Origin of the sequence: Nocardia amikacinitolerans NBRC 108937 (assembly GCF_001612615.1) — a bacterium.
In the GTDB taxonomy this organism is placed as follows: domain Bacteria; phylum Actinomycetota; class Actinomycetes; order Mycobacteriales; family Mycobacteriaceae; genus Nocardia; species Nocardia amikacinitolerans.
Genome location: NZ_BDAU01000083.1, coordinates 92,913 through 116,692, shown reverse-complemented (window position 1 = coordinate 116,692; position 23,780 = coordinate 92,913). Strand labels below are relative to the sequence as shown.

Below are 23,780 nucleotides of genomic sequence, written 5' to 3'. Positions count from 1 at the left end.
CGTCAGTATTCTTCGGATATTTGTCGTCGGTCGCCGGAACGGTCGCCAAGCGCGATTCGAAGTTGGCCGAGGAGGACTTTGGTGGCGGGCGCCGCCGGATGGTCGGTGCGCCAGACGATGGCGAGTTGCCCGCGCAGTTCCGGCTCGACGATCGGCAGCGTCCGCACCCCGTGCGCGGCGGCCTCCGCCGCGGTGAGCGCGGGCACCACGGCCACGCCGAGCCCGCGCGCGGCCAGCCGCAGCAGCAGGGGCGGCGCGGCCGCCTCGAACGCCACCCGCGGCTCGAATCCGGCCGCGGCGCAGGCGCGTTCGAAGACGCCGCGCAGGCCGGTGCCCGCGGGCAGGCAGATCACCGGCTGGTCGCGCAGCGCGGCGAGCGGGATGCTCGCGCCGTGGTCCCAGTCGTCGGCGGCGACGGCGGCGACCACCGCGGTGTCCAGCACGACCTGCTTGCCGAGCCCGGGATCGAGCTCCGCGCCGCTCAGGCCGACCAGGGCGATGTCGAGTTCGCCGCGGCCGAGCGCGGCGAGCATGCGTTCGGAGGTGTCCTCGGTGAGGCTGATGGCGACCTTCGGGTGGTCGTCGTGGAAATCCGCGAGCACCGCCGCGACGTCGAATTCCTCGGGGGCGGCCCCGGAGATGAGTCCGACGCGGACGTGACCGCGCAACAGGCCGGTGAACTCGTCCACCGTGTCCGCGATGCGCTGCGCCGCGGCCAAAGCTGCTTTGGCGTGCGGCAACACGGCAGCGCCGACTTCGGTGAGCGTCACCGTGCGCCCGCCGCGGTCCAGCAGCGGCTGGCCGAGTTCCCGCTCGAATTGCCGGATCTGGGCGCTCAGGCCGGGCTGGGCCAGGTGCAGGCGCGCGGCGGCGCGGGTGAAGTTGGCTTCCTCGGCGACGGCGACGAGGTAGCGCAGGTGGCGCAGTTCCATAACTGTCGATTCTAGGATCGATAGAAACCATCTGTTGTACTTCTTGCTGGGACCCGAGCATCGTCGAAGGCATGACAGACAACGCGACGCAGACCACCGATTTCCCCGCCTTCACCGGCCAGGTGTTCCGGCCGGGCGAACCCGGCTACGAGGCGGAGATCGCCGGCTTCCAGACCGCCTACACCCACCGGCCCGCGCTCGTGGTGGCCGCGGCACACGCCGAAGACGTCCGGGCCGCGGTGGAATACGCTGCGCGCCAAGGGCTTCCGGTCGCCGTGCAGGCTACCGGGCACGGGCTGTCGGTGGCCGCCGATGGCGGGGTGCTGATCAGCACGGCGCGGATGACCAATCTTCGGATCGATCCCGAGGCGAAGACCGCGCGGGTCGCCGCGGGCGTGCGAGCGGGCGCGCTGGTCGAGGCGGCTGCGGAGTTCGGGCTGGCCCCGCTGAACGGCTCATCGCCGTCGGTCGGCGTGGTCGGCTACATGCTCGGCGGCGGACTGGGCCTGCTGGCCAGGAAATTCGGCTACGCCGCCGATCACGTGCGGATGATCGAACTGGTCACCGCGGACGGCCGGATGCGCACGCTGCGCCCCGGCGACGAACTGTTCGGCGCGGTGCTCGGCAGCGGCGGCAATTTCGGTGTGGTGACGGCGCTGGAGCTCGACCTGGTTCCGGTGCGGACGGTCTACGGCGGGCAGCTGGTGTTCGACACGCCCTTGGCCGCGGCCGCGTTGGAAGCCTGGCGGCAGTGGACCGCGACGGTGCCCGACGAGTTGACCTCGACCGTCGCCACGCTGACCTACCCCGACATCCCGCAGGTGCCCGAGTCGCTGCGCGGCCGCTATGTTGCCTCGATCCGGATCGCGTTCGACGGACCGGCGGCCGAAGGTGAGCGCCTTGTCGCGCCGCTGCGCGCGGTCGGGGCGCGACTGCGCGACGGTCTGCGCGAGCTGCCCTACACCGAATCGCACACCATCCACAGCGATCCGGACCATCCGCACGCCTACGCCGCGACCAATGCCGTGCTCGGCGAGCTCCCCGAGGAAGCGCTTGCCGCGCTCACCGCGGCCACCGGTCCCGGCGGTGCGATTCCGGCCGTGGTCGACATCCGCCACCTCGGTGGCGCGCTCGGCAAGCCGGGCTCCGCGGGTGTCGCCGTGGACCGGCGCGAGGCCGCCTACGTCGTCCGGGTGATCAACATGCCATCGCCCGACTCGGGGGCCGCCGTGCCCGACGAGCACGGTGCGATTCGAAAGGTGCTTGCGCCGTGGACGATCGGCCACAGTCTGGCCTTCCTCTACGGCGCGGGCGACGGTGCGGACGACGCGCAGACCCGTGCGGGCTACGCGCCGGAGACCTACGCGCGGCTCGCGGCGCTGAAGGCGAAGTACGACCCGCGCAACATGTTCCGCTTCAACCGCAACATCCGCCCAGCGGCCTGAGCGTCGGATGCGCCGGGCAGCCGATCGCGGATTGGCTGCTCGGCGGCTGGTCGCCGATTGGCTGCTCGGCGGCCCGGCGCCGATCGGCTCGGCGGCTGGTCGCCAATTGGCCGCTCGGCGGCCGCATGCTATCTTCGTGATATCACTCTGATACCGGGAGGATGTCATGAAGCTCAGGCCCGCATTCCACGTCAACGGCTTTCTGGTGCTGTTGGCCTGGTTGGTGCTGACCCTCTTCTTCGGCGGCGCGGCCGCTTTGGGGTACGTCGCGGCGGCCAAGGACGGGAACATGCCCGCGCTGATCGCGGCGATCGCGGCCACCGTCGTCGTGGTGGTGCTCGCGCTGCTGGCCACCGGGTTGGTGATCGTCAACCCGAACGAGGCGAAGGTGGTGCAGTTCTTCGGCCGCTACATCGGCTCGGTGAGCGAGCCCGGCTTCTTCTCGGTGGTGCCGCTGACCGACCGCAAGAGCATCTCGCTGCGGGTCCGTAACTTCGAGACGCAGAAGCTGAAGGTCAACGACGCCGACGGCAACCCGGTGGAGATCGCCGCGGTGGTCGTCTACCGGGTGGTGGACAGCTTCAAGGCCGCGTTCGCCGTCGACGACTACGAGGAGTACGTGGAGACCCAGTCCGAGGCCGCCGTCCGGCATCTGGCCACCACCCATCCGTACGACGCGCACGACGCCGGACGCACCAGCTTGCGCGACGGCGCCGAGGTGGCCGAGGAACTGACCGTCGAACTGCGCGACCGCACCGAGATGGCGGGCATCGAGGTGCTGGAGGCCAGGATCACCCACCTCGCCTACGCGCCGGAGATCGCCCAGGCCATGCTGGTTCGCCAGCAGGCCGCGCAGGTGGTCGCCGCGCGCACGCACATCGTGGAGGGCGCGGTCGGCATGGTGGGCCTGGCGCTCGACCGCCTGACCGAGCAGGGCGTCGTCGAGCTCGACGAGGAACGCCGGGCCGCGATGGTGTCCAACCTGCTGGTGGTGCTGTGCGGCGATCGCGCGACCCAGCCCGTGGTCAACGCCGGATCGCTCTACAGCTGAGCCGGGCCCATGGTCGAACGCAAGAAACTGTTGCTGCGCCTCGACCCGGCCGTCCACGAAGCCCTGGCCAAGTGGGCGGCCGACGACCTGCGCAGCATCAACGCACAGATCGAATACGCCCTGCGCCTTGCGCTCGAACAGGCGGGCCGCAAACCGAAGTCCAAGGGGAACTCCACGGACGACTAGTTGGACGCCGGAAACCGAACGGACGCAGCGCCTTCCCCGTCGGGAGGCGCTGCTTCGTGTTTCGCGGGACGATCAGCGAGCGAGCTCCGCGATCAGGGCAACGCTGTCGTCGTAGAGCGCCCGCTGCGCCTCGCGATCGTAGGAGGCCGCGGAGGACGGACGGTCGGCGCGCCCGACGAAATGGCGGCCGGTGGTGGCGGCCAGCGCCGGGTCGGTGATCAACCTGGCGAGATCGGCGCCGGAGCGGGCGGGTGTGTTGACACCGGGCAACAGCACGAGGGCCTTGGCCGCCGTCTCCCACAGTGTTCGCGTGAACCGGCTTGCGTCTCTGGCCAATCCGGTGCCCGGCATCAGGCCGGGGTCGAAGGCGTTCACCGTGATGCCCTGATCGCCGAGCCTGCGCGCCAGCTCGTAGGCGGTCTGCAAGTTGGCCAGCTTCGAGGTGCTGTAGCGGCGGCGGCCGTCGCGGTGCGCGGCCTCCGTCGCGGCGGGCGGGTGGGCGAGTTCGCGCGCCGTGGCGGTCAGCGGATGCGGCATACCGGTGACGCGGCGCGGATCGTGTGTGCCCGAGGTGACGAAGACGATCCGCGCGGGCGCGACAAGATCCTCGCGCAGCGCGTTCACCAGCGCGAGGTGGCCGAGATGGTTGACGCCGAAGGTGGCCTCGACACCGTCGGCGGTGTAGGCGCGGCGGGTGAATTGCAGCCCGGCGTTGCAGACCACGCCGCGCAGCGGCGGCAGCCCGGCCTCGCGCAGTTCGGCCGCGAAATCGCGCACCGACGCCAGTGAGCCCAGATCCAGGGGCATGCCCTCGGCGCCGAGTTCGGCCGCTTCCCGTGCGGCGCGCGCCGCGTCCCGGCCGGTCACCACCACGGTCCAGTGCGGATCGGCGGCCAGCACCCTGGCGCATTCGCGGCCGAGTCCGCTTGTGCCGCCGGTGATCACCACGGTCCTGTCACTTGTTGTCATATGGCATAGTGTGCCACTTTCTGCCATGCGTGACAATGCTTCCATGTCGTTGCGTGATCGGAAGAAGGAACGCACCCGGCGCGCGATCGCCGACGCGGCGTTGCGGTTGTTCGCCGAGCGCGGGTTCGAGGCGGTGACCATCGCCGACATCGCCGCCGCGGCCGAGGTGGGCACCCGGACCCTGCATCGGTACTACAGCGGCAAGGACGAGCTGCTCTTCGCCGAGGACGACGAGCACCGCGCCGAACTCGCCCGGCTGCTCGCCGAGCGCCCGGCGGGCGAGGATCCGGAGACGACGCTGGGCGCCGTCATCGGACCGATGGTGGCGCACTTCGCCGACCGGCTCGACGAGTTGCGCACCCGTCACGCCCTGATCGCCGCCAACCCCGCGCTGCAAGCCCGCGACCTCGCCAAGCGTGGTGCCATCGAAGCCATGCTCACCGCCCACCTTGCCCAGCAGATGGGCGTCGACCCCGCCGCCGACGTCCGCCCGCTGCTCTGGGCCAAGGTCGGCATGTCCTGCTTCTTCGCAGGCTTCGAGATCTGGTTGCGCAGCGGAGGGAATCTGGCCGACCACGTCGCCGCAGCACGCACCGCATTGGTCGCCGAACTCGGCGCCACCAGCTGACGGCTCAGGTGATTCCGAGGGCTCGCGACAGCAGTCCCTGCCGGGTGTGCACGCCGCACTTGGCCAGAATCGCCTTCACGTGATCGTTCATCGCCTGCTCGCGCAGTCCCGAATCGCTTGCCGGGCGGCGGGTTTCGCGGCCGGTGGCGAGCAGGGTGAGCACCTCGTTCTCGCGCGGGGTGAGCGCGTGTGCCCGCGCGAACAGATCCAGGCGCTCTGCGGTGGTGCTCGGCGCCATCGAGACCGCGATGTCCTGATCCCCGAGCCGGTCCGCGCGCACCGTCAGCCAGCGGGCGCCGCCCAGATGGACGCGCGATGTCGGCGGACCGACGGGTGTGCCGAGCTCGGCGGCCAGCAGCGCGGCGCCCACGTTGTAGACCGAGTTCGGGATCGGCGGCATGGCCTCCTGCGGTGGATTCAGCCGGAGCAGCCCCGCGGCGGCGGCCGGGGTCTGGCCACGCATCCGCAGGTCGGGCCCGAGCGTGACGACCGCGGGTTCGGCGGGGACGGGTCCGCCCGCCTCCGCGACGAAGGTGCGGCCGAGCGCGGCGCGCAGCCCGCGCGTGATCGGCGCCGCCAGCGCGGCCAGGGTGGTGAGCTGGGTCGGGCCGAACGCACGCGGGGTCTTGCGCAGCAGCTCGAGGAATCCCCAGCATCCGTAGCGGTCGCCGAACACCACCGTCGCGGTGTCGAAGACGCCGAGATCGCGCAGCACCTCGCGCCACACCCGCGAGCGCGCGGGGTCGCCGCCGGTGGCGGTGCGCAAGGACGTCGCCGCGGTACTCCTGTCGAGCAGATCGCTCCAGCGGGTGAACTCGGTCATGTACCGCAGACGGATCAGCTCCGGCAGCCGTGACCAGGGCAGACCGAGCAGGTCGGCCAGCGGCGACGTCCCGACCCTGGTGGCCGGATCGGTGAGCATGAAGACGTACCCGTCGAAGGAGACGGCCGCGCGGAGATCGGCGAGCACCACTTCGCGCAGCCGCTTCGCCGTCTGGTCGGCTCGGCAGTGGCGCTCGACGCGATCGAGAAGATCTCGCGCACTGGGCACCGGCCAAGTCTAGGTCGAGATCCCCTGGCTCTGTGTCAGGGTCCGGGCTTCTCCGAGACGAAGATGGCCGTGCCGGGGAAGAGTTCGCCGCGCAGCGGGCTCCACTGGCCCCACTCCCGGTCCAGCCATTCCGGCCAGTCGGGTTCGACGATGTCGAGCAGCGTCAATCCCGCGGCGACGATCTCGCGGACCCGATCACCGATGGTGCGGTGGTGCTCGACGTAGGTCGCCGCGCCGTCGGCGTCGACCTCTACATAAGGGGTGCGATCGAAATAGGGAATGGACGCGGTGAGACCGGCCGGGCCTGGATCGTCGGGGAAGATCCAGCGCATCGGGTGGTTCACCGAGAACACCCAGCGCCCGCCTGGCCGCAGCACCCTGGCCACCTCACGCATCAGCAGCGCGGAATCGGCGACGAACGGCACCGCGCCGAACGCCGAACAGGCCAGATCGAAGGATTCGTCCGCGAACGGCAGCGCCTCGGCTCCCGCCTGCACCAGCGGAACCCGGGGACCGCCGTGCGCCATCGCGGCAAGCCCGCGCTCCAGCATGCCCATCGACAGATCGAGACCGACCGGCAGTGCGCCCTGCCCGGCCAGCCAGCGCGCGCACGGCGCGGAGCCGCAGCCGATCTCGAGGACGCGCTTGCCTGCCAGGTCCTCGCCGAGGAAGTGCATATCGCCCTCGTGCAGCCCCTCGGGGCACCACACGAACTCGCCGCCGGGGGAGTCCACGCCGAGGAAATCGGCGTGTGTCTGGTGATACTGGTCGGCGTCGGCGTCCCACCAGCGCCTGCTCGCGCGTTGACTGTCGGCCGAACTCAGCCGGGTCCGTGCGGTTCCGGTGGTTCCGAGCAGCGCGTTCGCTTGGGCATGGCGATCTTCCGACACGCGCGTGAGCTTAACGATCGCGGCGCGCCGGAACCGCTCCGGCGTGGCGTGCGGACCGGTTTGCCCGTGCGGACCAAGGTCGCGTACGCTGAACGCGCGAGTGTCTGCTGTACCGACGTACCGGTGTACCGAAGTAACGATCTACCGACGTATCAGCGTACTGAAATAACAGAGCGCCCGTGCTGAGTTTCACAAGTGGATGAGTGCGGTACGTTCCTCTGTGTCCGTCGTCGCATCGTCGCGGTGATTTCGCAGCGTACCGAAAGTTCCAATGTCCGCAACCGACCACAATCCGTCCGGAGCAAACCGACACATGCCCACCACCGTCACCTCGCCGCAGGTAGCCGTCAACGACATCGGCTCCGCCGAGGACTTCCTCGCCGCCATCGACGCCACGATCAAGTACTTCAACGACGGCGACATCGTCGAAGGAACCATCGTCAAGGTCGATCGCGACGAGGTTCTGCTCGACATCGGTTACAAGACCGAAGGCGTCATCCCCTCCCGTGAACTCTCCATCAAGCACGATGTCGACCCGAACGAGGTCGTTTCCGTGGGCGATGAGGTCGAGGCCCTCGTTCTCACCAAGGAGGACAAGGAAGGCCGCCTGATCCTGTCGAAGAAGCGGGCGCAGTACGAGCGTGCGTGGGGCACCATCGAGGAGCTCAAGGAGAAGGACGAGGCCGTCAAGGGCACCGTCATCGAGGTCGTCAAGGGCGGCCTGATCCTCGACATCGGCCTGCGCGGCTTCCTGCCCGCCTCGCTCGTCGAGATGCGTCGCGTCCGCGACCTCCAGCCGTACGTCGGCAAGGAGATCGAGGCCAAGATCATCGAGCTGGACAAGAACCGCAACAACGTGGTCCTGTCCCGCCGCGCTTGGCTGGAGCAGACCCAGTCCGAGGTGCGTTCCGAGTTCCTGCACCAGCTGCAGAAGGGCCAGGTCCGCAAGGGTGTGGTCTCCTCGATCGTCAACTTCGGCGCCTTCGTCGATCTCGGCGGTGTGGACGGTCTGGTGCACGTCTCCGAGCTGTCCTGGAAGCACATCGACCACCCGTCCGAGGTCGTCGAGGTCGGCAACGAGGTCACCGTCGAGGTTCTCGACGTCGACCTGGACCGCGAGCGTGTCTCGCTGTCGCTCAAGGCGACCCAGGAAGACCCGTGGCGTCAGTTCGCCCGCACCCACGCGATCGGCCAGATCGTGCCGGGCAAGGTCACCAAGCTGGTTCCGTTCGGTGCGTTCGTGCGCGTCGAAGAGGGCATCGAGGGCCTGGTGCACATCTCCGAGCTGGCCGAGCGCCACGTCGAGGTGCCGGACCAGGTCGTCGCGGTCGGCGACGACGCGATGGTCAAGGTCATCGACATCGACCTGGAGCGTCGCCGGATCTCGCTGTCGCTGAAGCAGGCGAACGAGGACTACCACGCCGAGTTCGACCCGTCGAAGTACGGCATGGCCGACAGCTACGACGAGCAGGGCAACTACATCTTCCCCGAGGGCTTCGACCCCGAGACCAACGAATGGCTCGAGGGCTTCGACAAGCAGCGCGAGGAGTGGGAAGGCCGCTACGCCGAGGCGGAGCGTCGCCACAAGATGCACACCGCGCAGATGGAGAAGATGGCGGCCGACGCCGCGGCCGAGGCCGCGAACGGTGGCGGCGCGTCGAACTACTCCTCCGAGAGCGGTGCGCAGTCCTCCTCCAGCCAGGCCGAGCCCGCCGGCGGGTCGCTGGCCAGCGACGCCCAGCTGGCGGCACTGCGGGAGAAGCTCTCCGGCAACGCCTGATTCGGGTAGAGCACACGCGAAGGCCCCGGTCCACACGGACCGGGGCCTTCGCCCTGTTCGGGGTGGCCCGCGGTCAGGCGGCGGCGACGGTGAAGCGGCGCTGCGGGAAGCGGGGGTTCTCGGCTTCGTCGAGAAGGGCGACGGCCAAGTCCTCGGCGGAGATGTCGGCGTCGGCGATCAGAAGTTGATCGCCGCCGACGCGGTAGCGGCCGGTGCGGGCACCGGGCTGGACCAAACCCGACGACGGGCTCAGGTAGGTCCAGTTGCGGTTGGAGACGCGGTAGACGTTCAGCGCGTCCCGCAGCGCCAGCACCACGTCGCGGTATTCGGCGGGTACGCCGAGGTCCTCGGTGAGAATGCGCGTGAATTCGGTTCCGGTGTCGACGAGTTGGCGTCCCGGCGCGACCTCCAGGCTGCCCCCGCCGCCGACGGCGATGAGCCGGATGTCCGGGTGCCGCTCCAGCGCGCCGACCATCGCGTGCGCGCCGGTGACGAAGGCGCTCGCGTTGGCGATGGTGTCGGCGATGCCGTGCCCGGCGTTCACCGCGCTGATTACCACGTCCAGGCCCGCGATGGCCGCGTCGATGCTGTCGGTGTCCAGCCAGTCCGCCACCCGCCAGCGCACCTCGCCCTGGTCGGCGGGGAAGCGCGCGGAGTCGCGCGCGAAAGCGGTCACCTCGTGGCCGCGTCGGCGCGCCTCCTCGACCACGCGGGCACCGATCACGCCGCTCGCGCCGAAAATTCCGATCTTCACGATAGCCATCCTCTAAACGCTGTTCGTTTACTACACGCCGTTCAGTAACGACACGGGTGATAGTAGTCGCACGCTGTAGAGTGTCAACCGTGGTCGAGGTGCAGAGTCGCAGGGAACGTTTGCGTGCGGAGGCGACGGAGGAGATCAAGGCCATCGCGCGGCGACTGCTCGCCGAGGGCGGTCCGGACGCGATCTCGCTCCGCGCCATCGCGCGCGAGATGGGCATGACCGCGGGCGCGCTGTACGGCTACTTCGCCACCCGCGACGAGCTGATCACCACCCTCATCTCCGACGTCTACACCGGACTGATCGACCGGCTGGAGGCCGCGCGGGACGCCGTCCCCGAGGACGACCCCGGCGGGCGCATCATCGCTTGGGGCGAGGCCGTCCGGGAATGGGCCGTCGCGAATCCCGAAGGGTTCCGGTTGATCTACGGCGATCCCGTGCGCGGTTACCAGCCGCCGCCGGAGGGCCCGGCGCGCACGGCGGAGCTGCGTGCCTGCGACGGACTCGTCGGCCTGGCCGCCGCCGCTTGGCCGCGCGCCGCCGCGACGCAATCCCTCGGCGATTCGACGTGGTCGGACTTCGACCCGGACTTGGTCGAGCACGTGCGCGCCGACTTTCCCGACCTACCCCCGGCCGCGCTGGCGCTGGCGCTGCGGATGTGGGGCCGCATGCACGGCCCGATCGCGCTAGAGGTGTACGGCCACCTGCGGCCCCAATCGCAGGACCCGGCAAAGCTTTTCCACATCGAGATGCTCGATCTGGTGCGGGCGGTGGGCCTGTGACGGCGACACACCGGAGGTTCCCCGCCACCCTCTGGGAACGCAGGAAGGTCGAGGCGATGAGCCGGATTCAGCGGGTCGCGCTGGATCTGTTCGACGAGTACGGATATCGCGAGGTGACCGTCGAGCGGGTGGCGGCCGAAGCGGGCGTTTCACCCAGCTCCATCTACCGCTACTTCGGCACCAAGGAGATGCTTGTCCTCTACGACGAGGCGGATCCGCACCTGCTCGAGGTGCTGCGCACCGCGGGCGACGGCGAAACCCTCGATCCCGCAGCGCTTCTCGCGGTGGCGCGGCCGCTGGTGCCGGTGATGATCGCGGCACTGATCACCCCGGACTCCGAACACCGCATCGCGCGCAGGCTGCGCTACGTGCGCGCCTTTCCCGAGGTGCGGGACGGCCAGACCAGGCAGATGCGCGAACTGGAGAAACAGTTCGGTCAGCTGTTCGCCGAACGCTGCGGGCGCGACCCCAACGACCTGAAGGTCCGGATGGCCGCCTCCACCGCCATCTGGGGCGGTGTCGCGGCGCTGGACCATTGGGCAGGAAGGGATTTCGCCGAGCCGCTGAGCGAGGTCTACACCGAGGCGGTGGGATCCATCATCGACGCGCTGGAGCTGATCGTCCGCTGACGGTAGCGTTTTCGGCCTTGGCGGGCCACCGCGGCAGCCACCAGTTCCACCGGCCGAACAGCCGCATGAACGCGGGCACCAGGATCAGTCGCACGACGAGCGCGTCGATGGTGATGGCGACCGCCAGCGCGAGCCCGATCTGCTTGAGCTCCAATACTTCCGCGGTCACGAAGCTGGCGAACACGGCGACCATGATGGCCGCGGCGGCGGTGATCGGGCGTGCCGTGCGCTGCAATCCCTCGGCGACCGCGGCGGCGTTGTCGTTGCCGCGGTCCCACGCCTCCTTCATGCGGCGGATCAGGAAGACCTCGTAGTCCATCGAGAGACCGAAGAGCACCGCGAACACCAGCATCGGCAGATACACCTGGAGGAAGCCGGTGCTCTGGAAGCCGAGCACGGATTCGCCGACGCCGTACTGGAACACACCCACGGTGATCCCCAGCGCCGCGCCGGTGGCGAGCAGATTCAGCAGAATGGCCTTGACCGCGAGCACGATACTGCGGAACGCCAGGATCAGGAAAGCCAGCGAGACCGACAGCACCAGGGCGATCACCCACGGGAAGCGGGCGGTGATCCGTTCGGACACTTCGGCGAAGGTCGCGGGCGTGCCGCCGACGCGCAACCGCGCGCCCTCGAATTCGCCGGCGCGGGAACGGATGTCGTCGGTGAGTTCGGCGACACTGGTGGAGTCGAAGGACTCCCGCGGCACCACCGTGATCATGATCCGTCCCGCCGACTGCTGGGGAAACACCGTGGCCACGCGCGGATCGTCGGACAGCTCGTCGGCGAACTCGTGCACCCGCGTTTGCGCCGCGCTCGGCAGCGGCCCGTCGTCGGGCCCGGTCGCGAGTACCGCGAGCGGAGCGAGCAGGCCGGGGCCGAAGTTGTCCCGTACCAGTTGGGTCGCCTGGCCGCTCGGCCGGTCGCCGAGCGAATCGAGACCCATGTCGATGCCGTACCGGATGCCGGTGATCGGCGCGGCGGCCACGGCCAGCACGGCGACGCCGAGCAGGCCGAACATTACCGGTCTGCGCATGACGGTGTGCGCCCAGCGCGCCCAAGCGCTCGACGCCACCGTCGAGCGGGTCTCCGCGGGACGCAATCGCGCGGGCAGCGCGCCCCGGTTCACGGCCGGTCCGAGCGTCGCAAGCAGCGCGGGCAGCAGCGTGACGGCCGCGGACAACGTAGCCAGCACGGCGGTCACCACGCCGATCGCGACCCCGTCGAGCATCGGCAGGCCGACCACGGCAAGCGAGCACAGCGAGATCAGCACGATGAGTCCGGAGGCGAGCACCGTCCGGCCGGTGGTGTCCAGCGCGACGGCGACCGCGCGGTCGATCTCCGCGCGCGCCGAGCGGTCGCGCACCCCGCGTCTGGTCAGTTCCTCGTTGAACCGGCTGACGATGAACATGGCGTAGTCGATCGCGGTGCCGGTGGCGATCATGGTCGCGACGGAGAGCACCAGCGAGTCGAAGGTCAGGAAGGTGGTCAGGCCGAACAGCGCGCCCACGGCCGCCGCGATGCCCGCTGCGCTCACCGTGATCGGCAGCGTCGCGGCCGCCAACGCGCCGAGCGCGAGGACGAGCACCGCGGCCGCCACGGGCAGACCGATGGTCTCGGCGCGCTGCATATCGGCGGTCTCGATGTCCATCAGATCGGCTTGGGCCGGGCCGTAGCCGGTGACCGCGACGCGGACGTCGGCGTCGGAGATCGCGGTGACGGCCGCCTGCAACCGGGTGGCGACCGCGACCCGCTCGGACATGTCGCCCGCCAAGCCGACGATGCCGAACGCGGTGTGCCGGTCGGGGGAGATCTGCGCGGCGGCGTTGCCCTGGAACGGTCCGAGCGCACCGGTGACGCCCGCGGTCTCGCGCGCGGCGACGAGCGCGCGGTCGATCGCGGCGCGGAACTCGGGGGCGTCGGCGGTGAACCGCGCCGAGTGGAAGACGAGCAGGTCCTGTTCCGCGCCGAACTGCGGGAAGTGTTGCGCCGCAAGGCTGTCCACCTCGCTGGAGGCCGAACCCGGCACGGTGTAGTCGGGCGCGCCGAGCCGATCGTGCAGCAGCGGATAGGCGGCGCCGCCGAGCACCGCGAGCAGCAGCCAGACGCCGAGGACGATCCGGCGGTACCGGGCCATGGCCGCGCCCCAGCGTCCGAGCGCGCGCAGTCGCGGCGGCGGGACGGGTCGTTGGCCGGGCTCCTTGGTCAGGGTCGGTAGCGACATGGCCCCTCCTGTCAGTACCTGATAGTCACTATCAGGTTTCTCGGTCAGCCTAGGGCGGGTTTCCCGTTTTCTGCAAGTGACTACCAGGTGTGGCGGACCTCACGTCACCTACCGGCTCCCTGGAGCAAGTCTGGCTTCGAGACCTCGAGATCCGCGCCGTGCGTAGAACGAAAAGTGTTGGGGGCGGGGGGATTCGCCGGTAGTGTGCGCGGCCATGGGGAGTAATCCGGGTAAGAACACCTATCTCGATCAGGTCGTCGCGCAGCAGGCGGCGCTGGAGGACGATCTGCGCACGCGCAAGCCTCCGGCCGTGGGGGCGCCCGCGCCGCAGGCGCCCGGCGCTCCGCTACAGCCGCGCAGCGCGCTGGCGAAGCGGGCCGACCGGGTCGGCCAGAGCGTTCATGGGCAGGGCGCGGGACCGGTCGAGGTGCGGGTCACCGGCTTCTGGCGGTGGCGCACGGTGCTGGTGCCGCCCAACGCCTTCGTGGTGCACACCAGGCGCGGGCGCGCGGAACCGCTGCACATCGGGCTCGGTGTGTCGTTCCGGTACAACCCGGCCACCGACTCCTATCTCGTGGTGCCGGGCGCGATGCAGACCATCCTGATCAACGCCTACTGCATCTGCCGGGAGCTGCAGGGCGTGCTGGTGCAGGGCTACGTGCAATGGATCATCGAGGATTTCGGCACCGCGTACCGCAAGCTCGACTTCTCCGACGCCGAAGATCCCATGCGACTGGTCAACATTCAGCTGCGGGAGCAGGCCGAGGCCGCCATCAAGGACAAGGTGTCCACGATGGGCGTGCGCGACGTGCTCAGCGACAAGCAGCCCATCATCGAGGAGCTCACCGCCCGGTTGCGCGCGGTCGCCGAAGGCAGCGGCGAGGCGCAGACCGGCGGCGGTGATCGCGGCCTCGGACTGCGGATCGTCACCGTGCAGATCAAGGAGGCGGTGGTCAGTTCCTCGACGCTGTGGGAGAACCTGCAGAAGCCCTACCGCACCGAACAGAATCAGGTCGCGCGGCTGGCGGAACTCACCGCGCAGGAAGCGATCTCGGCCAGGGAGGCGGCCGCGCAGCGGTCGAGCGAGGAACGGCGCATCGAGAACGAGCGCGAACTCGCGCAGCTGCGCGACCGCAACGAGGCGGCGCGCTTCGACCGCGAGACCGCGGAGCGGATGCGGCGCACCACCCGCGAACACGACGACAAGCGCGCGGTCGCCGAACTCGCGCAGCAGACCGCACTGCACGCCGTGCGGCTGGAACGCGAACAGCACGCCGAGCTGCTCGAGAACCTGCGCCTGCGCCAAGAGCTGCGCCGCGTGGAAGTGGACGGCGAGCTGGCGCTGACGGCGGCGCGGCAGCGCGCCGAACACGAGGGCGAGCTGCTCGTCGTGCAGCGCGAGCGGGAACGCGTCGCCACCGCCAACGCGCAGAACGACGCCAACATCCAGGCCACCCTGGTCGCCAACCTGCCCGAGATCGTCGCCAAACTGCCCGCGCCCGCCGAACTGCGCTCGTACCAGATCGGCGGTGATCTGTCGGGGCTCGCGACGGTGGTCGCCCAGCTGAACGGCGTGATCGACGCGTGGTCGGCGCGCCGGGCGTCGGGGAATTCGCCAGCGGACTGACCTGCGTTGCCGTCATTCCACTCGGTCTCGTCCGCCGCCTAGGGCCGGGGGAGTACGGAATTTCCCGCCCGCGAGTGCCGATCCTGGTCGACCGAGCGCTACTTCGACACACTTGCGCGGCACCTGCCGCGGGCCGACGATTCCGGGTGGCACGCGCGTAGACCGAGTTCTGTTTCGCCTGCGGGTGCCGCGACACGGAACGCCCAGCTCGTGTGTGTGAAGTGCAGACGGCTCCGGGTGACGCGGGCGAGGACCGGGCCGCCGTGCTATCCGGCCCCGGGGGTGACGCGACACACGCTCCATTTGATTGGGCACAATTGAATTGCGGGCTACTCTGGGTCCGGTATCGCGAAACCAACGAGCGAAGGAGGCCGACGTGCGAGCCGTTGTCATCGAAGAATTCGGGGAGCCGAAGGATGTGCTGGCCACGGCGGACCGGCCGCTGCCCGAGCCCGGTCCCGGCGAGGTGCGGATCGCGCTCGATCTCGCGCCGATCCACAACCACGATCTCGCGATCATCCGCGGCGTCTACGGCTACCGGCCGCCGCTGCCCGCGATCCCCGGCACCGAAGGCGTCGGACGGATCGACGCGGTCGGCGAGGGCGTGACCGACCGGTCTGTGGGTCAGCGAGTGGCGGTCTCCGGCGCGACCGAGGTGTGGGCCGAGTACTTCGTCGCCAAGGCGGCGCAGGCGCTGCCGGTGCCCGACTCGATCGACGACGAGACGGCCGCCCAGTTGCTCGCGATGCCGTTCAGCGCCGCGGTGCTGCTGGACGATCTGCGCGTGCGGCAGGGCGACTGGGTGGTGGTCAACGCCGCGAACGGCGCGGTGGGGCGGCTGCTGAATCTGCTGGCGCGACGCCGCGGCGTGCGCGTGCTGAATCTGGTGCGCGGCGAGGCGTCGGTGCGCGCTCTGCGCGAACTCGGCTACGAACCGGTCGTCGACACCGAGACCGACGGCTGGCTCGACCGAGCCGCCGCGGCCACCGAAGGAGCGCCGATCGTGCGCGCCGTGGATCAGGTGGGCGGTCCTGCGGGCGCTGACCTGCTCGAGTTGCTCGCGCCGAACGGTGAGCTGATCTCCTTCGGCGCGCTGTCCGGCAAGCCGTGGACGATCTCGCCAGGCACCCTCATCTTCAAACAGGCTGTGGTGAAAGGCTTCTGGGGCGCCCAGCGGGCGCAGGAGATCGGCGCCGCCGAGCGCACCAGGGTGCTGCGCGAGCTGGTCGAGCTCGCCGCGAGCGGCGAACTGCGGCTGAGCATCGCGGCGGTGCACTCGCTCGAGCACGCGGCCGAGGCGGCTGCCGCCAGCGAACGCCCAGGTCGCAATGCGAAGATCGCACTTTCGCCAACGCCGGATCGCGCCGGGTGAATTGCAGGCCACTGAATCGGCTACTACCTTCGACAAAGAGGTGGTGACCATGACACAGACGAGCGAACTCCAGCTCGACAACCAGGTGTGCTTCGCGCTGTACGCCGCCTCGCGGGCGCTCACGCGGCTCTACCGGCCGATGCTGGACGACCTCGGGCTGACCTATCCGCAGTACCTGGTGATGCTGGTGCTGTGGGAGCGCGAAACCGTGACGGTGAAAGAGCTGGGCGAGGCGCTCGACCTCGACTCGGGCACCCTGTCGCCGTTGTTGAAACGGCTGGAGACCACGGGGCTGATCAGCAGGGTGCGCTCCGCGGAGGACGAACGCTCGGTGCTGGTTCGACCGACCGAGGCCGGTGCGGCGCTGCGCGAACGGGCCAGGGAGGTCCCGAGGAAGATCGCCGACGCCACCGGCCTCGACCGGGAGGGTCTCGCCCGCTTCCGCGCCGAGGTGCGCGAGTTCACCGCCGTTGTGGAGGGCGCCAAGCTCTGAGCCAGGCTCGGCGCACGCGAATGGCCCAGCCGAGCGGCTGGGCCACTGTCGTGGAACGAGTTCAGTTGGCGGTCGCCGGTACCCAGTAGGCCGTGGCCACGGTGGAGCGTTTTCGCATGGCCGCGAAGCTGTGCCGGGCCGGACTGATCAGTGCGGTGAACCAAGAGCGGCGGTGCTCGGCGAGCGCGGCCGCGACGGCGGGGATCTCGAGGCAGTGCACCCCGCCCGCCATGCCCAGGCGGTGGCGACCCGTCTGGTTGATTCTGGTGCCCAATGGTTTTCCTTTGCTTGCTGGTACTGGCCTGGATCGCCACGGCGAAGATTAGCGGAACGAAAGTGTGGAACACAGTATTTTGCGGAAGTAATTGCCTCGGCGTGTCGGAAAGTTGTCGGGCCGCGCGGCGGTTCCGACGTAAATGTTGCGAATCGGTCTCGGCCGCGTCACGGAACGGGCAATTGGCGCCGCCGTGAGTGAAATTGCCGGGGTGGGTGGGTAATCCGCTTGTTCGCGCGGTGTGCCCCCGTTGCGCCCCGCCGGGCGGTCGGCCGGTCGGGCGCGGCGGATGCGAAACTGAACGAATGTTGCGGATCGGCCTCACCGGAGGCATGGGAGCTGGCAAGTCGACGGTGGCGCGGATCCTCGCCGAGTGTGGCGGGGTCATCGTCGATTCCGACCTGATCGCCAGGGAGGTCGTCGCGCCGGGCAGCGAGGGACTCGCGGCCTTGGTCGAGGCGTTCGGTCCCGGCATCCTCACAGCGGACGGCAGCCTGGATCGCCCGGCGCTCGCGGCCGTCGCGTTCGCCGACGACGCGGCAAGGGCAACCCTGAATTCCATTACTCATCCGCTGGTCGGAAAGCGCACCGCGGAATTGATTTCGGCGGCCCCGGCGGACGCCATTGTCGTCCAAGATATTCCGCTGTTGGTGGAAAATGGTTTGGCGCCGTTGATGAATCTGGTGTTGATCGTCGACGTCGACGCGGAAACTCGAATTCGTCGTCTCGCGGAATTCCGCGGCGTTACGGAAGCCGATGCGCGGGCCCGAATTTCGGCGCAGGCGACGGACGAACAGCGGCGTGCGGTGGCCGACGTCCTGCTGGACAACAGCGGCCCTGCGGGCGAGGTCGACGCCGCGGTGCACCGGCTGTGGGAGGAGCGGCTGGTGCCGTTCGAGCGCAACCTGCGCACCGGGACGCCCGCGGCGAGAGGGGAGCTGCGGCTGGTCCCGCACGATCCGGAATGGGCCGCGCAGGCGCAGCGGCTGATCGCGCGACTGTGGGTGGCCTGCGGCGCGGTGGCCTCCCGCATCGATCACATCGGTTCCACGGCGGTGCCGGGTCTGCCCGCGAAAGACGTGCTGGATCTGCAGGTCACGGTGGCAGATCTGGCGGCGGCCGAGGGGCTGCGCGACGCGCTCGGTGCGGCAGGTTTCCCGGTGAAAGCGCATGTCACGCACGACAATCCGAAGCCGACCGAGGGTGACCCGGAGGGGACCGACACCGCACGGTGGGTCAAGCGGCTGCACGGCAACGCCGACCCTGGCCGCCTCGCCAACGTGCACATCCGGGTGGACGGGTCGCCGGGGCAGCGGTTCGCGCTTGCCTTCCGCGACTGGCTGCGCGCGGACGCGGCGGCGCGCGAGGAGTACCTCGCGGTGAAGCGCGAGGCGGCGGCCAAGGCGTCCGGGCTCGTCGGCGACGCCGCCTCGGAGGCGTATTACGCGGTGAAGGAACCGTGGTTCGACGCGGCCTATCGGCGGCTGCTCGGCTGACCGTTATCGCGCGAATCTCCCATTTCGGACGACTTCACCGGAAATTCTCCGGAAAGCCGGATGCTGTGCTCACGGGCGTCCTGGGGAGTGGCGGTCGTCATATCGGTGCGCACGCTGATATCGATACCGCCGGGTAACCGGCACCGCCATTCTTCCGGCCGAATCACGACAGCCGACCGAACGGCCGTCCCAGAATTTCCGGTATTTCTCCTTCACGGGGTCGTTCCTCGTGGGCGCGGGGCTTCGGGTGCGGGTGAGCAAGCCCGTCGCAAACCGGTGCGGCTCAGCCGATGGAGGTCGTTGGGCGCGGTGCGGGCGAGTGCCCGGCGGGAATCGCTCCGCCGGGCACTCGGCGTTTCTCCGGTGGGGTCGGTGGCGGTTTTTCCGGTGGGATCGGCGGCGGTCAGAGCCAGGTCAGCTCGATGTCGCGGGTGGCGAGCCAGTCGTCGAGGGAATGCCCGTGCGCGGCGATGCCGTCGATCGCGGCGGTCGCGTGCTGGATGGCGGCCTCCGCCTCGGCCGCGCCGATCAGGCCAGCGGCGTGCGCGGCGAGCAGTTCGTCCACGTCGAGCAGGATCGTCTCGCGCTCGGAGCGCACCACGATGTCGAGGTAGTGGTCGACCGACCGCCACTTCTTCGGTTCGATCCTGGTGAACTCGCCGAGGTCCAGGTAGTAGTCCTGATCGCGCCGATGCGCCGGGTTGTAGTGGAAAACCGTTGCGCGCAGGCCCAGTTCGGGCAGCAGCCAGGACTCCATGTAGTGGAACTGCGGATGGTCGGCGGTGCGTGCCATGTACAGGCCCCACGGTTCGACGCGATAGCGCTCGACCGGCCGCACGAACCCCTTGGGGTCCGTGTTGGTCAGGCTCGCGACATCGAAGTACTCGACCTTGGGTCGGTGCACGTTCACTGCTGGTGCCTGTGTCATGCAGTCAGAATCTACCGTCGCGGACGTTCCGTCGAGTCCTGCGCTCGTGCGCGTGGCCGATGCTCGGGGTTCGGCACGCGGTCGCGGTCGGAGCAGGTGGCGGCGGGTAATTGAAAATTGAAATTACAGGATTTGCCAACCGATAACTGTGGTCGATATCCTGGACCGCGGCCCAGGCACGAGTGTTCCGTTCGGTTTCCGCTCCGCCGGGAGTGGGGCCGAGCAGGAGGGGAGTTCGGCCCCACTCGAAGGCCCCGCGCGTGCGCCGGGTCACCGGGCCGCGAAATCTGTCGGTGCCTGCGCCTACGCTGGTTGTCATGGCTTTCGCTACCGAGATTCCCGCCGAAGGCGAGACCCCGCTCGCGCGTTCGGAGTTCCGTCCCGTCGGCGCCATCGAGCGCGCCGAGGGGCAGTTCCAGGTGGTCAGCGAGCACCAGCCGGCGGGCGATCAGCCCGCGGCCATCGCGGAGCTGGAGCGCAGGATCAAGGCGGGCGAGCGCGACGTGGTCCTGCTCGGCGCCACCGGCACCGGCAAGTCGGCCACCACGGCGTGGCTCATCGAGAAGTTGCAGCGCCCGACCCTGGTGATGGCGCCGAACAAGACGCTCGCCGCCCAGCTGGCCAACGAGTTGCGCGAGATGCTCCCGCACAACGCGGTCGAGTACTTCGTCTCGTACTACGACTACTACCAACCCGAGGCGTACATCGCCCAGACCGACACCTACATCGAGAAGGACAGCTCGATCAACGACGACGTGGAGCGGCTGCGCCACTCGGCGACCTCGAGCCTGCTGTCCCGGCGCGATGTGGTGGTGGTCGCCTCGGTGTCGTGCATCTACGGCCTCGGCACGCCGCAGTCGTATCTGGACCGCTCGGTGCAGCTCGAGGTCGGCACCGAGGTCGACCGGGACGCGCTGCTCCGGCTGCTCGTCGACGTGCAGTACACCCGCAACGACCTGTCCTTCACCCGCGGCTCGTTCCGGGTCCGTGGCGACACCGTCGAGATCATCCCGTCCTATGAGGAACTCGCGGTGCGCATCGAGTTCTTCGGCGACGAGATCGAGGCGCTGTATTACCTGCACCCGCTGACCGGCGACGTGGTGCGCAAGGTGGACACGCTGCGCATCTTCCCGGCGACCCACTACGTGGCGGGCCCGGAGCGCATGGAGCGCGCGACCCGCGACATCGAGCAGGAGCTCGAGGAGCGGCTCGCCGAGTTCGAGCGCCAGGGCAAGCTGCTGGAGGCGCAGCGCTTGCGCATGCGCACCCAGTACGACCTGGAGATGATCCGGCAGGTCGGGTTCTGCTCCGGCATCGAGAACTACTCGCGCCACATCGACGGCCGAGCGGCCGGCTCGGCGCCCGCGACGCTGCTCGACTACTTCCCCGAGGACTTTTTGCTCGTCATCGACGAGTCGCACGTCACCGTGCCGCAGATCGGCGGCATGTACGAGGGCGACATGTCGCGCAAGCGGAATCTGGTCGAGTACGGCTTCCGGCTGCCGTCCGCGGTCGACAACCGCCCGCTCACCTGGGAGGAGTTCGCCGATCGCATCGGGCAGACGGTGTACCTGTCCGCGACACCTGGCCCGTACGAGCTGGGGCAGGCGGGCGGCGAGGTGGTCGAGCAGGTCATCCGCCCGACCGGCCTGGTCGACCCTAAGGTGGTGGTGAAGCCGACCAAGGGGCAGATCGACGACCTGCTGCACGAGATCCGGCAGCGCACCGAGCGGGACGAGCGAGTGCTTGTCACCACGCTCACCAAGAAGATGGCCGAGGATCTCACCGACTACCTGCTCGGGCTCGGCGTCCGGGTGCGCTACCTGCACTCGGAGATCGACACGCTGCGCCGCGTCGAGTTGCTGCGCCAGCTGCGCCTCGGCGAATACGACGTGCTCGTCGGCATCAACCTGCTGCGCGAGGGTCTCGACCTGCCGGAGGTCTCGCTGGTCGCCATCCTGGACGCCGACAAGGAGGGCTTCCTGCGCAGCAGCACCAGCCTCATCCAGACCATCGGCCGCGCGGCCCGCAACGTCTCCGGTGAGGTGCACATGTACGCCGACAAGGTCACCGACTCCATGCGCCACGCGATCGAGGAGACCGAGCGGCGCAGGGCCAAGCAGATCGCCTACAACGAGCAGATGGGCATCGACCCGAAGCCGTTGCGCAAGAAGATCGCCGACATCCTGGACCAGGTGTACCGGGAGGCCGACGAGGTCGAGGTCGGCGGCTCGGGTCGCAACGCCAGCCGCGGCAGGCGCGCCCAGGGCGAACCAGGGCGCGCGGTCAGCGCGGGCGTCATCGAGGGCCGCGACATCAAGTCGATGCCGCGTGCAGAACTGGCCGACCTGGTCACCGAGCTCACCGCGCAGATGATGAACGCCGCCCGCGAGCTGCAGTTCGAGCTCGCGGGCAGGCTGCGCGACGAGATCGCCGACCTGAAGAAGGAACTGCGCGGCATGGACGCCGCCGGACTGAGCTGAGTCGCGATGGCGTCCGCCGTCGCGTCAGCTCTGCGACGCCATCCACTCGTCGACCCGGCGCTGGGCCTCCTCGCGCGAGATGTCCTCGACGCGAGTCATCACCGCCCAGCGGTGACCGAACGGGTCGATCACGACGCCGAAGCGGTCGCCGCTGACGAAGGTCTGCGGCTCCTCGGCGCTGCGCGCGCCGTGCTCGATCGCGCGCTGGATGACGGCGTCCACGTCGGGGCAGTAGTGCACGATCGAGGTGTGCACCCATTCGCCGTTGGGTGCCTGAACGCCGTTGGCGGGTATCGGCATACCGAGCTGCAGCGTCGAATCGCCGATCTCGAGTTCGGCGTGCGCCGGCTGTCCGTCGGGCAGATCGCTGCGGCTGACCACCTTCGCGCCGAAGACGGCGGAGTAGAACTCGATGGCCTTGTTCGCGTCGGCGACCGCGAGGAAGCAGGTGATGGAGTGGTAGCCGGAGGGGATGGGATTCACCGATGTCGTCATGCCTTCGACTCTGGCAGGGCGGGCGCGCCCGATCTTGTAAGAAAGCGACAACCTCAGGGGAGGGCGCGCGATGGTCGCTGACGAACGGACTCCGCTGGACAGCGAGAAGGGAATTCTGCACCCGCGGGAGCAGTCTCGGCATCGCAGCCTGACCCGGCTCGAGCCGGGGCCGGGGGTCCGCGAGTTCGTGGACTGGTACTGGGTTGTGCACTGGGATCTGCGCGATCGCCCGCCGTATGTCGCGGAGGTGCTGTCGTTCCCGTGCGTGAACATCACCTTCGAGCACTCCGCGCACCGCGTCGGCGGCTTCGTGACCGGAGTGTGCACCACCAAGTACACGCGCGAGCTGACAGACCGCGGGCTGACCTTCGGCGCGCGGTTCCGCGCGGGCGGGTTCGGCGCCTTCACGGGCTTGGACGTCGGTTCGCTCCGCGATCGTTCGGTCCCGATCACCGAGGTGTTCCCCGACGCCGAGGGACTCGCCGAACGGGTGCTGGCCGCCGCATCCGACGAAGACCGCCGCGTGCTCGTCGAGGAGTTCCTCGCGCCGCGCGCCGTCGGACAGGACCCCACCTTCCAGCTGGTGACGCGGATCGTGCACGCCATGGAGCACGACCGCGGGCTCACCAGGGTGGACCAGATCACCGAGCGCTTCGGCGTGCCGGTGCGCACCCTGCAGCGCATGTTCCGCCGCTACGTCGGCGCGGGCCCGAAATGGGTGCTTCGCCGCTACCGGCTGCAGGACGGCGCGGATCTGCTCGCCAAGGGCTGGGTCGAGGATTTGGCCGCGCTCGCTGTCGAACTCGGCTATTTCGATCAGGCGCATTTCTCCCGTGAGTTCACCGCGGAGATCGGAATGGCGCCGCTGGAGTACGCGCGGCATTCGGCGTCCGATTTGGTCGGTGCGAACCGCTCCGGGCGGTGAATCCCGCGGATAAAGCGCGGCTATTCGGAAGGGTCCGCCGCGCGGGCGAGCCGCCGCGGCGCGCCCGCAACGCAACTGGTCAAGGGCTCAGCGAGGTAGGCGACGGCCGCGCGGCGGTGTGACGCACGCCGCGCGGCGGTATCTTGTGATGAATATCCCAGGCCCGCAAGAACGTTCATCGCGGTTGTGATTTATCACAGGATTACCCACGAGAATTTGAGTCCACGCAGGTCGCCAAGGCCCCACCGCATTCGATGACCGAACGCCGGGGCGAAAAGCCCGACATGGGCGAGTGTGATGTGTTGCGATTTCTGCTGTTTCCGCCCGGAGAGCGGCTATGGTCGAGCGCAGTCGCCGCGC

At 69.4% G+C, this 23,780-nt stretch carries 22 protein-coding genes; 13 read left to right on the top strand and 9 right to left on the bottom strand.

What is annotated here, in order from left to right; genetic code table 11:
* Window positions 1–2: 2 nt before the first annotated feature.
* Complete coding sequence (locus NAM01S_RS33105; RefSeq protein ID WP_067793208.1) at window positions 3–932, bottom strand: LysR family transcriptional regulator; 930 nt, start codon at window positions 930–932, stop codon at window positions 3–5.
* Window positions 933–1,003: 71 nt separating this feature from the next.
* Here NAM01S_RS33105 and NAM01S_RS33100 point away from each other — a divergent pair, with 71 nt between their 5' ends.
* The 3 genes from NAM01S_RS33100 (at window position 1,004) to NAM01S_RS35585 (ending at window position 3,614) form a co-directional block, all read left to right on the top strand.
* Complete coding sequence (locus NAM01S_RS33100; protein WP_067793206.1) at window positions 1,004–2,377, top strand: FAD-binding oxidoreductase; 1,374 nt, start codon at window positions 1,004–1,006, stop codon at window positions 2,375–2,377.
* A gap of 166 nt (window positions 2,378–2,543) precedes the next feature.
* Window positions 2,544–3,428 carry an SPFH domain-containing protein gene (locus tag NAM01S_RS33095; RefSeq protein ID WP_067793204.1) on the top strand — a complete coding sequence of 295 codons (885 nt, stop codon included), beginning with the start codon at window positions 2,544–2,546 and terminating at the stop codon, window positions 3,426–3,428.
* Window positions 3,429–3,437: 9 nt separating this feature from the next.
* On the top strand, window positions 3,438–3,614 hold the full coding sequence (locus NAM01S_RS35585) for a type II toxin-antitoxin system antitoxin (protein WP_143861600.1): 177 nt from the start codon (window positions 3,438–3,440) through the stop codon (window positions 3,612–3,614).
* A gap of 72 nt (window positions 3,615–3,686) precedes the next feature.
* On the opposite strand, the gene NAM01S_RS33090 is transcribed toward NAM01S_RS35585, so the two are convergent.
* The gene (locus NAM01S_RS33090; protein ID WP_067793202.1) at window positions 3,687–4,583 is read right to left on the bottom strand and encodes an SDR family NAD(P)-dependent oxidoreductase; all 897 of its coding nucleotides are present in this window, start codon (window positions 4,581–4,583) and stop codon (window positions 3,687–3,689) included.
* Window positions 4,584–4,626: 43 nt separating this feature from the next.
* Between NAM01S_RS33090 and NAM01S_RS35905 the strand changes: the two genes are divergently transcribed.
* Entirely contained in the window at window positions 4,627–5,211 is a 585-nt protein-coding gene (locus NAM01S_RS35905) for a TetR family transcriptional regulator (RefSeq protein WP_067793200.1), read from the top strand.
* A gap of 4 nt (window positions 5,212–5,215) precedes the next feature.
* Here NAM01S_RS35905 and NAM01S_RS33080 read toward each other — a convergent pair whose 3' ends face one another.
* Together NAM01S_RS33080 and NAM01S_RS33075 are read right to left on the bottom strand one after the other, a co-directional pair.
* Window positions 5,216–6,262 (bottom strand): helix-turn-helix transcriptional regulator, encoded by a 1,047-nt coding sequence (locus NAM01S_RS33080; RefSeq protein ID WP_067793198.1) that lies wholly within the window; start codon window positions 6,260–6,262, stop codon window positions 5,216–5,218.
* 35 nt (window positions 6,263–6,297) lie between these two features.
* The gene (locus NAM01S_RS33075) at window positions 6,298–7,152 is read right to left on the bottom strand and encodes a class I SAM-dependent methyltransferase (RefSeq protein ID WP_067793197.1); all 855 of its coding nucleotides are present in this window, start codon (window positions 7,150–7,152) and stop codon (window positions 6,298–6,300) included.
* Between the two features lie 313 nt (window positions 7,153–7,465).
* On the opposite strand from NAM01S_RS33075, the gene rpsA reads away from it, so the two are divergent.
* Window positions 7,466–8,932, top strand: a complete 1,467-nt coding sequence (gene rpsA, locus NAM01S_RS33070; protein WP_067793196.1) for a 30S ribosomal protein S1 — start codon at window positions 7,466–7,468, stop codon at window positions 8,930–8,932.
* Between the two features lie 73 nt (window positions 8,933–9,005).
* Here the strand turns inward: rpsA and NAM01S_RS33065 are convergent, their stop codons facing one another.
* Entirely contained in the window at window positions 9,006–9,686 is a 681-nt protein-coding gene (locus NAM01S_RS33065) for an NAD(P)-dependent oxidoreductase (protein WP_067793342.1), read from the bottom strand.
* 89 nt (window positions 9,687–9,775) lie between these two features.
* On the opposite strand from NAM01S_RS33065, the gene NAM01S_RS33060 reads away from it, so the two are divergent.
* Together NAM01S_RS33060 and NAM01S_RS33055 are read left to right on the top strand one after the other, a co-directional pair.
* Window positions 9,776–10,474 (top strand): TetR/AcrR family transcriptional regulator, encoded by a 699-nt coding sequence (locus NAM01S_RS33060; protein WP_067793195.1) that lies wholly within the window; start codon window positions 9,776–9,778, stop codon window positions 10,472–10,474.
* Entirely contained in the window at window positions 10,471–11,103 is a 633-nt protein-coding gene (locus tag NAM01S_RS33055) for a TetR/AcrR family transcriptional regulator (RefSeq protein ID WP_067793193.1), read from the top strand. Before NAM01S_RS33060 ends, NAM01S_RS33055 begins: the two co-directional genes overlap by 4 nt.
* Here the strand turns inward: NAM01S_RS33055 and NAM01S_RS33050 are convergent.
* Window positions 11,072–13,327, bottom strand: a complete 2,256-nt coding sequence (locus tag NAM01S_RS33050) for an MMPL family transporter (protein WP_067793191.1) — start codon at window positions 13,325–13,327, stop codon at window positions 11,072–11,074. The genes NAM01S_RS33055 and NAM01S_RS33050 overlap by 32 nt on opposite strands.
* 214 nt (window positions 13,328–13,541) lie before the next feature.
* On the opposite strand from NAM01S_RS33050, the gene NAM01S_RS33045 reads away from it, so the two are divergent.
* From NAM01S_RS33045 to NAM01S_RS33035, 3 genes are all read left to right on the top strand, one after another.
* On the top strand, window positions 13,542–14,954 hold the full coding sequence (locus NAM01S_RS33045; RefSeq protein WP_067793179.1) for an SPFH domain-containing protein: 1,413 nt from the start codon (window positions 13,542–13,544) through the stop codon (window positions 14,952–14,954).
* Between the two features lie 376 nt (window positions 14,955–15,330).
* Entirely contained in the window at window positions 15,331–16,326 is a 996-nt protein-coding gene (locus NAM01S_RS33040; protein ID WP_067793178.1) for a zinc-binding dehydrogenase, read from the top strand.
* A gap of 49 nt (window positions 16,327–16,375) precedes the next feature.
* Window positions 16,376–16,819, top strand: coding sequence for a MarR family winged helix-turn-helix transcriptional regulator (locus NAM01S_RS33035; RefSeq protein WP_067793176.1), 444 nt, complete (start codon window positions 16,376–16,378; stop codon window positions 16,817–16,819).
* Between the two features lie 61 nt (window positions 16,820–16,880).
* Here NAM01S_RS33035 and NAM01S_RS35575 read toward each other — a convergent pair whose 3' ends face one another.
* Window positions 16,881–17,093: a hypothetical protein gene (locus NAM01S_RS35575; RefSeq protein WP_143861601.1), complete on the bottom strand. Its 213-nt coding sequence runs from the start codon at window positions 17,091–17,093 to the stop codon at window positions 16,881–16,883.
* Between the two features lie 305 nt (window positions 17,094–17,398).
* On the opposite strand from NAM01S_RS35575, the gene coaE reads away from it, so the two are divergent.
* Window positions 17,399–18,589 carry a dephospho-CoA kinase gene (coaE, locus tag NAM01S_RS33030; protein ID WP_067793175.1) on the top strand — a complete coding sequence of 397 codons (1,191 nt, stop codon included), beginning with the start codon at window positions 17,399–17,401 and terminating at the stop codon, window positions 18,587–18,589.
* A gap of 403 nt (window positions 18,590–18,992) precedes the next feature.
* On the opposite strand, the gene NAM01S_RS33025 is transcribed toward coaE, so the two are convergent.
* Window positions 18,993–19,517: a ribonuclease FAU-1 family protein gene (locus NAM01S_RS33025; protein WP_067793173.1), complete on the bottom strand. Its 525-nt coding sequence runs from the start codon at window positions 19,515–19,517 to the stop codon at window positions 18,993–18,995.
* A 317-nt stretch (window positions 19,518–19,834) separates the two neighbouring features.
* Here NAM01S_RS33025 and uvrB point away from each other — a divergent pair, with 317 nt between their 5' ends.
* Window positions 19,835–22,000: an excinuclease ABC subunit UvrB gene (gene uvrB / locus NAM01S_RS33020; RefSeq protein WP_067793171.1), complete on the top strand. Its 2,166-nt coding sequence runs from the start codon at window positions 19,835–19,837 to the stop codon at window positions 21,998–22,000.
* A gap of 24 nt (window positions 22,001–22,024) precedes the next feature.
* Here uvrB and NAM01S_RS33015 read toward each other — a convergent pair whose 3' ends face one another.
* Complete coding sequence (locus NAM01S_RS33015; RefSeq protein ID WP_067793165.1) at window positions 22,025–22,495, bottom strand: VOC family protein; 471 nt, start codon at window positions 22,493–22,495, stop codon at window positions 22,025–22,027.
* 70 nt (window positions 22,496–22,565) lie between these two features.
* On the opposite strand from NAM01S_RS33015, the gene NAM01S_RS33010 reads away from it, so the two are divergent.
* Window positions 22,566–23,420, top strand: a complete 855-nt coding sequence (locus NAM01S_RS33010) for a helix-turn-helix domain-containing protein (protein ID WP_067793164.1) — start codon at window positions 22,566–22,568, stop codon at window positions 23,418–23,420.
* Window positions 23,421–23,780: the final 360 nt, after the last annotated feature.

Excerpts from the sequence above, each read along its gene's own strand:
- coaE (WP_067793175.1), top strand. The coding sequence starts at position 17,399 with ATGTTGCGGATCGGCCTCACCGGAGGCATGGGAGCTGGCAAGTCGACG.
- NAM01S_RS33050 (WP_067793191.1), bottom strand. The coding sequence starts at position 13,327 with ATGTCGCTACCGACCCTGACCAAGGAGCCCGGCCAACGACCCGTCCCG.
- uvrB (WP_067793171.1), top strand. The coding sequence starts at position 19,835 with ATGGCTTTCGCTACCGAGATTCCCGCCGAAGGCGAGACCCCGCTCGCG.
- rpsA (WP_067793196.1), top strand. The coding sequence starts at position 7,466 with ATGCCCACCACCGTCACCTCGCCGCAGGTAGCCGTCAACGACATCGGC.
- NAM01S_RS33035 (WP_067793176.1), top strand. The coding sequence starts at position 16,376 with ATGACACAGACGAGCGAACTCCAGCTCGACAACCAGGTGTGCTTCGCG.
- NAM01S_RS33095 (WP_067793204.1), top strand. The coding sequence starts at position 2,544 with ATGAAGCTCAGGCCCGCATTCCACGTCAACGGCTTTCTGGTGCTGTTG.
- NAM01S_RS33015 (WP_067793165.1), bottom strand. The coding sequence starts at position 22,495 with ATGACGACATCGGTGAATCCCATCCCCTCCGGCTACCACTCCATCACC.
- NAM01S_RS33010 (WP_067793164.1), top strand. The coding sequence starts at position 22,566 with ATGGTCGCTGACGAACGGACTCCGCTGGACAGCGAGAAGGGAATTCTG.
- NAM01S_RS33105 (WP_067793208.1), bottom strand. The coding sequence starts at position 932 with ATGGAACTGCGCCACCTGCGCTACCTCGTCGCCGTCGCCGAGGAAGCC.
- NAM01S_RS33045 (WP_067793179.1), top strand. The coding sequence starts at position 13,542 with ATGGGGAGTAATCCGGGTAAGAACACCTATCTCGATCAGGTCGTCGCG.
- NAM01S_RS33025 (WP_067793173.1), bottom strand. The coding sequence starts at position 19,517 with ATGACACAGGCACCAGCAGTGAACGTGCACCGACCCAAGGTCGAGTAC.
- NAM01S_RS33100 (WP_067793206.1), top strand. The coding sequence starts at position 1,004 with ATGACAGACAACGCGACGCAGACCACCGATTTCCCCGCCTTCACCGGC.
- NAM01S_RS33090 (WP_067793202.1), bottom strand. The coding sequence starts at position 4,583 with ATGACAACAAGTGACAGGACCGTGGTGATCACCGGCGGCACAAGCGGA.
- NAM01S_RS35585 (WP_143861600.1), top strand. The coding sequence starts at position 3,438 with ATGGTCGAACGCAAGAAACTGTTGCTGCGCCTCGACCCGGCCGTCCAC.
- NAM01S_RS35905 (WP_067793200.1), top strand. The coding sequence starts at position 4,627 with ATGTCGTTGCGTGATCGGAAGAAGGAACGCACCCGGCGCGCGATCGCC.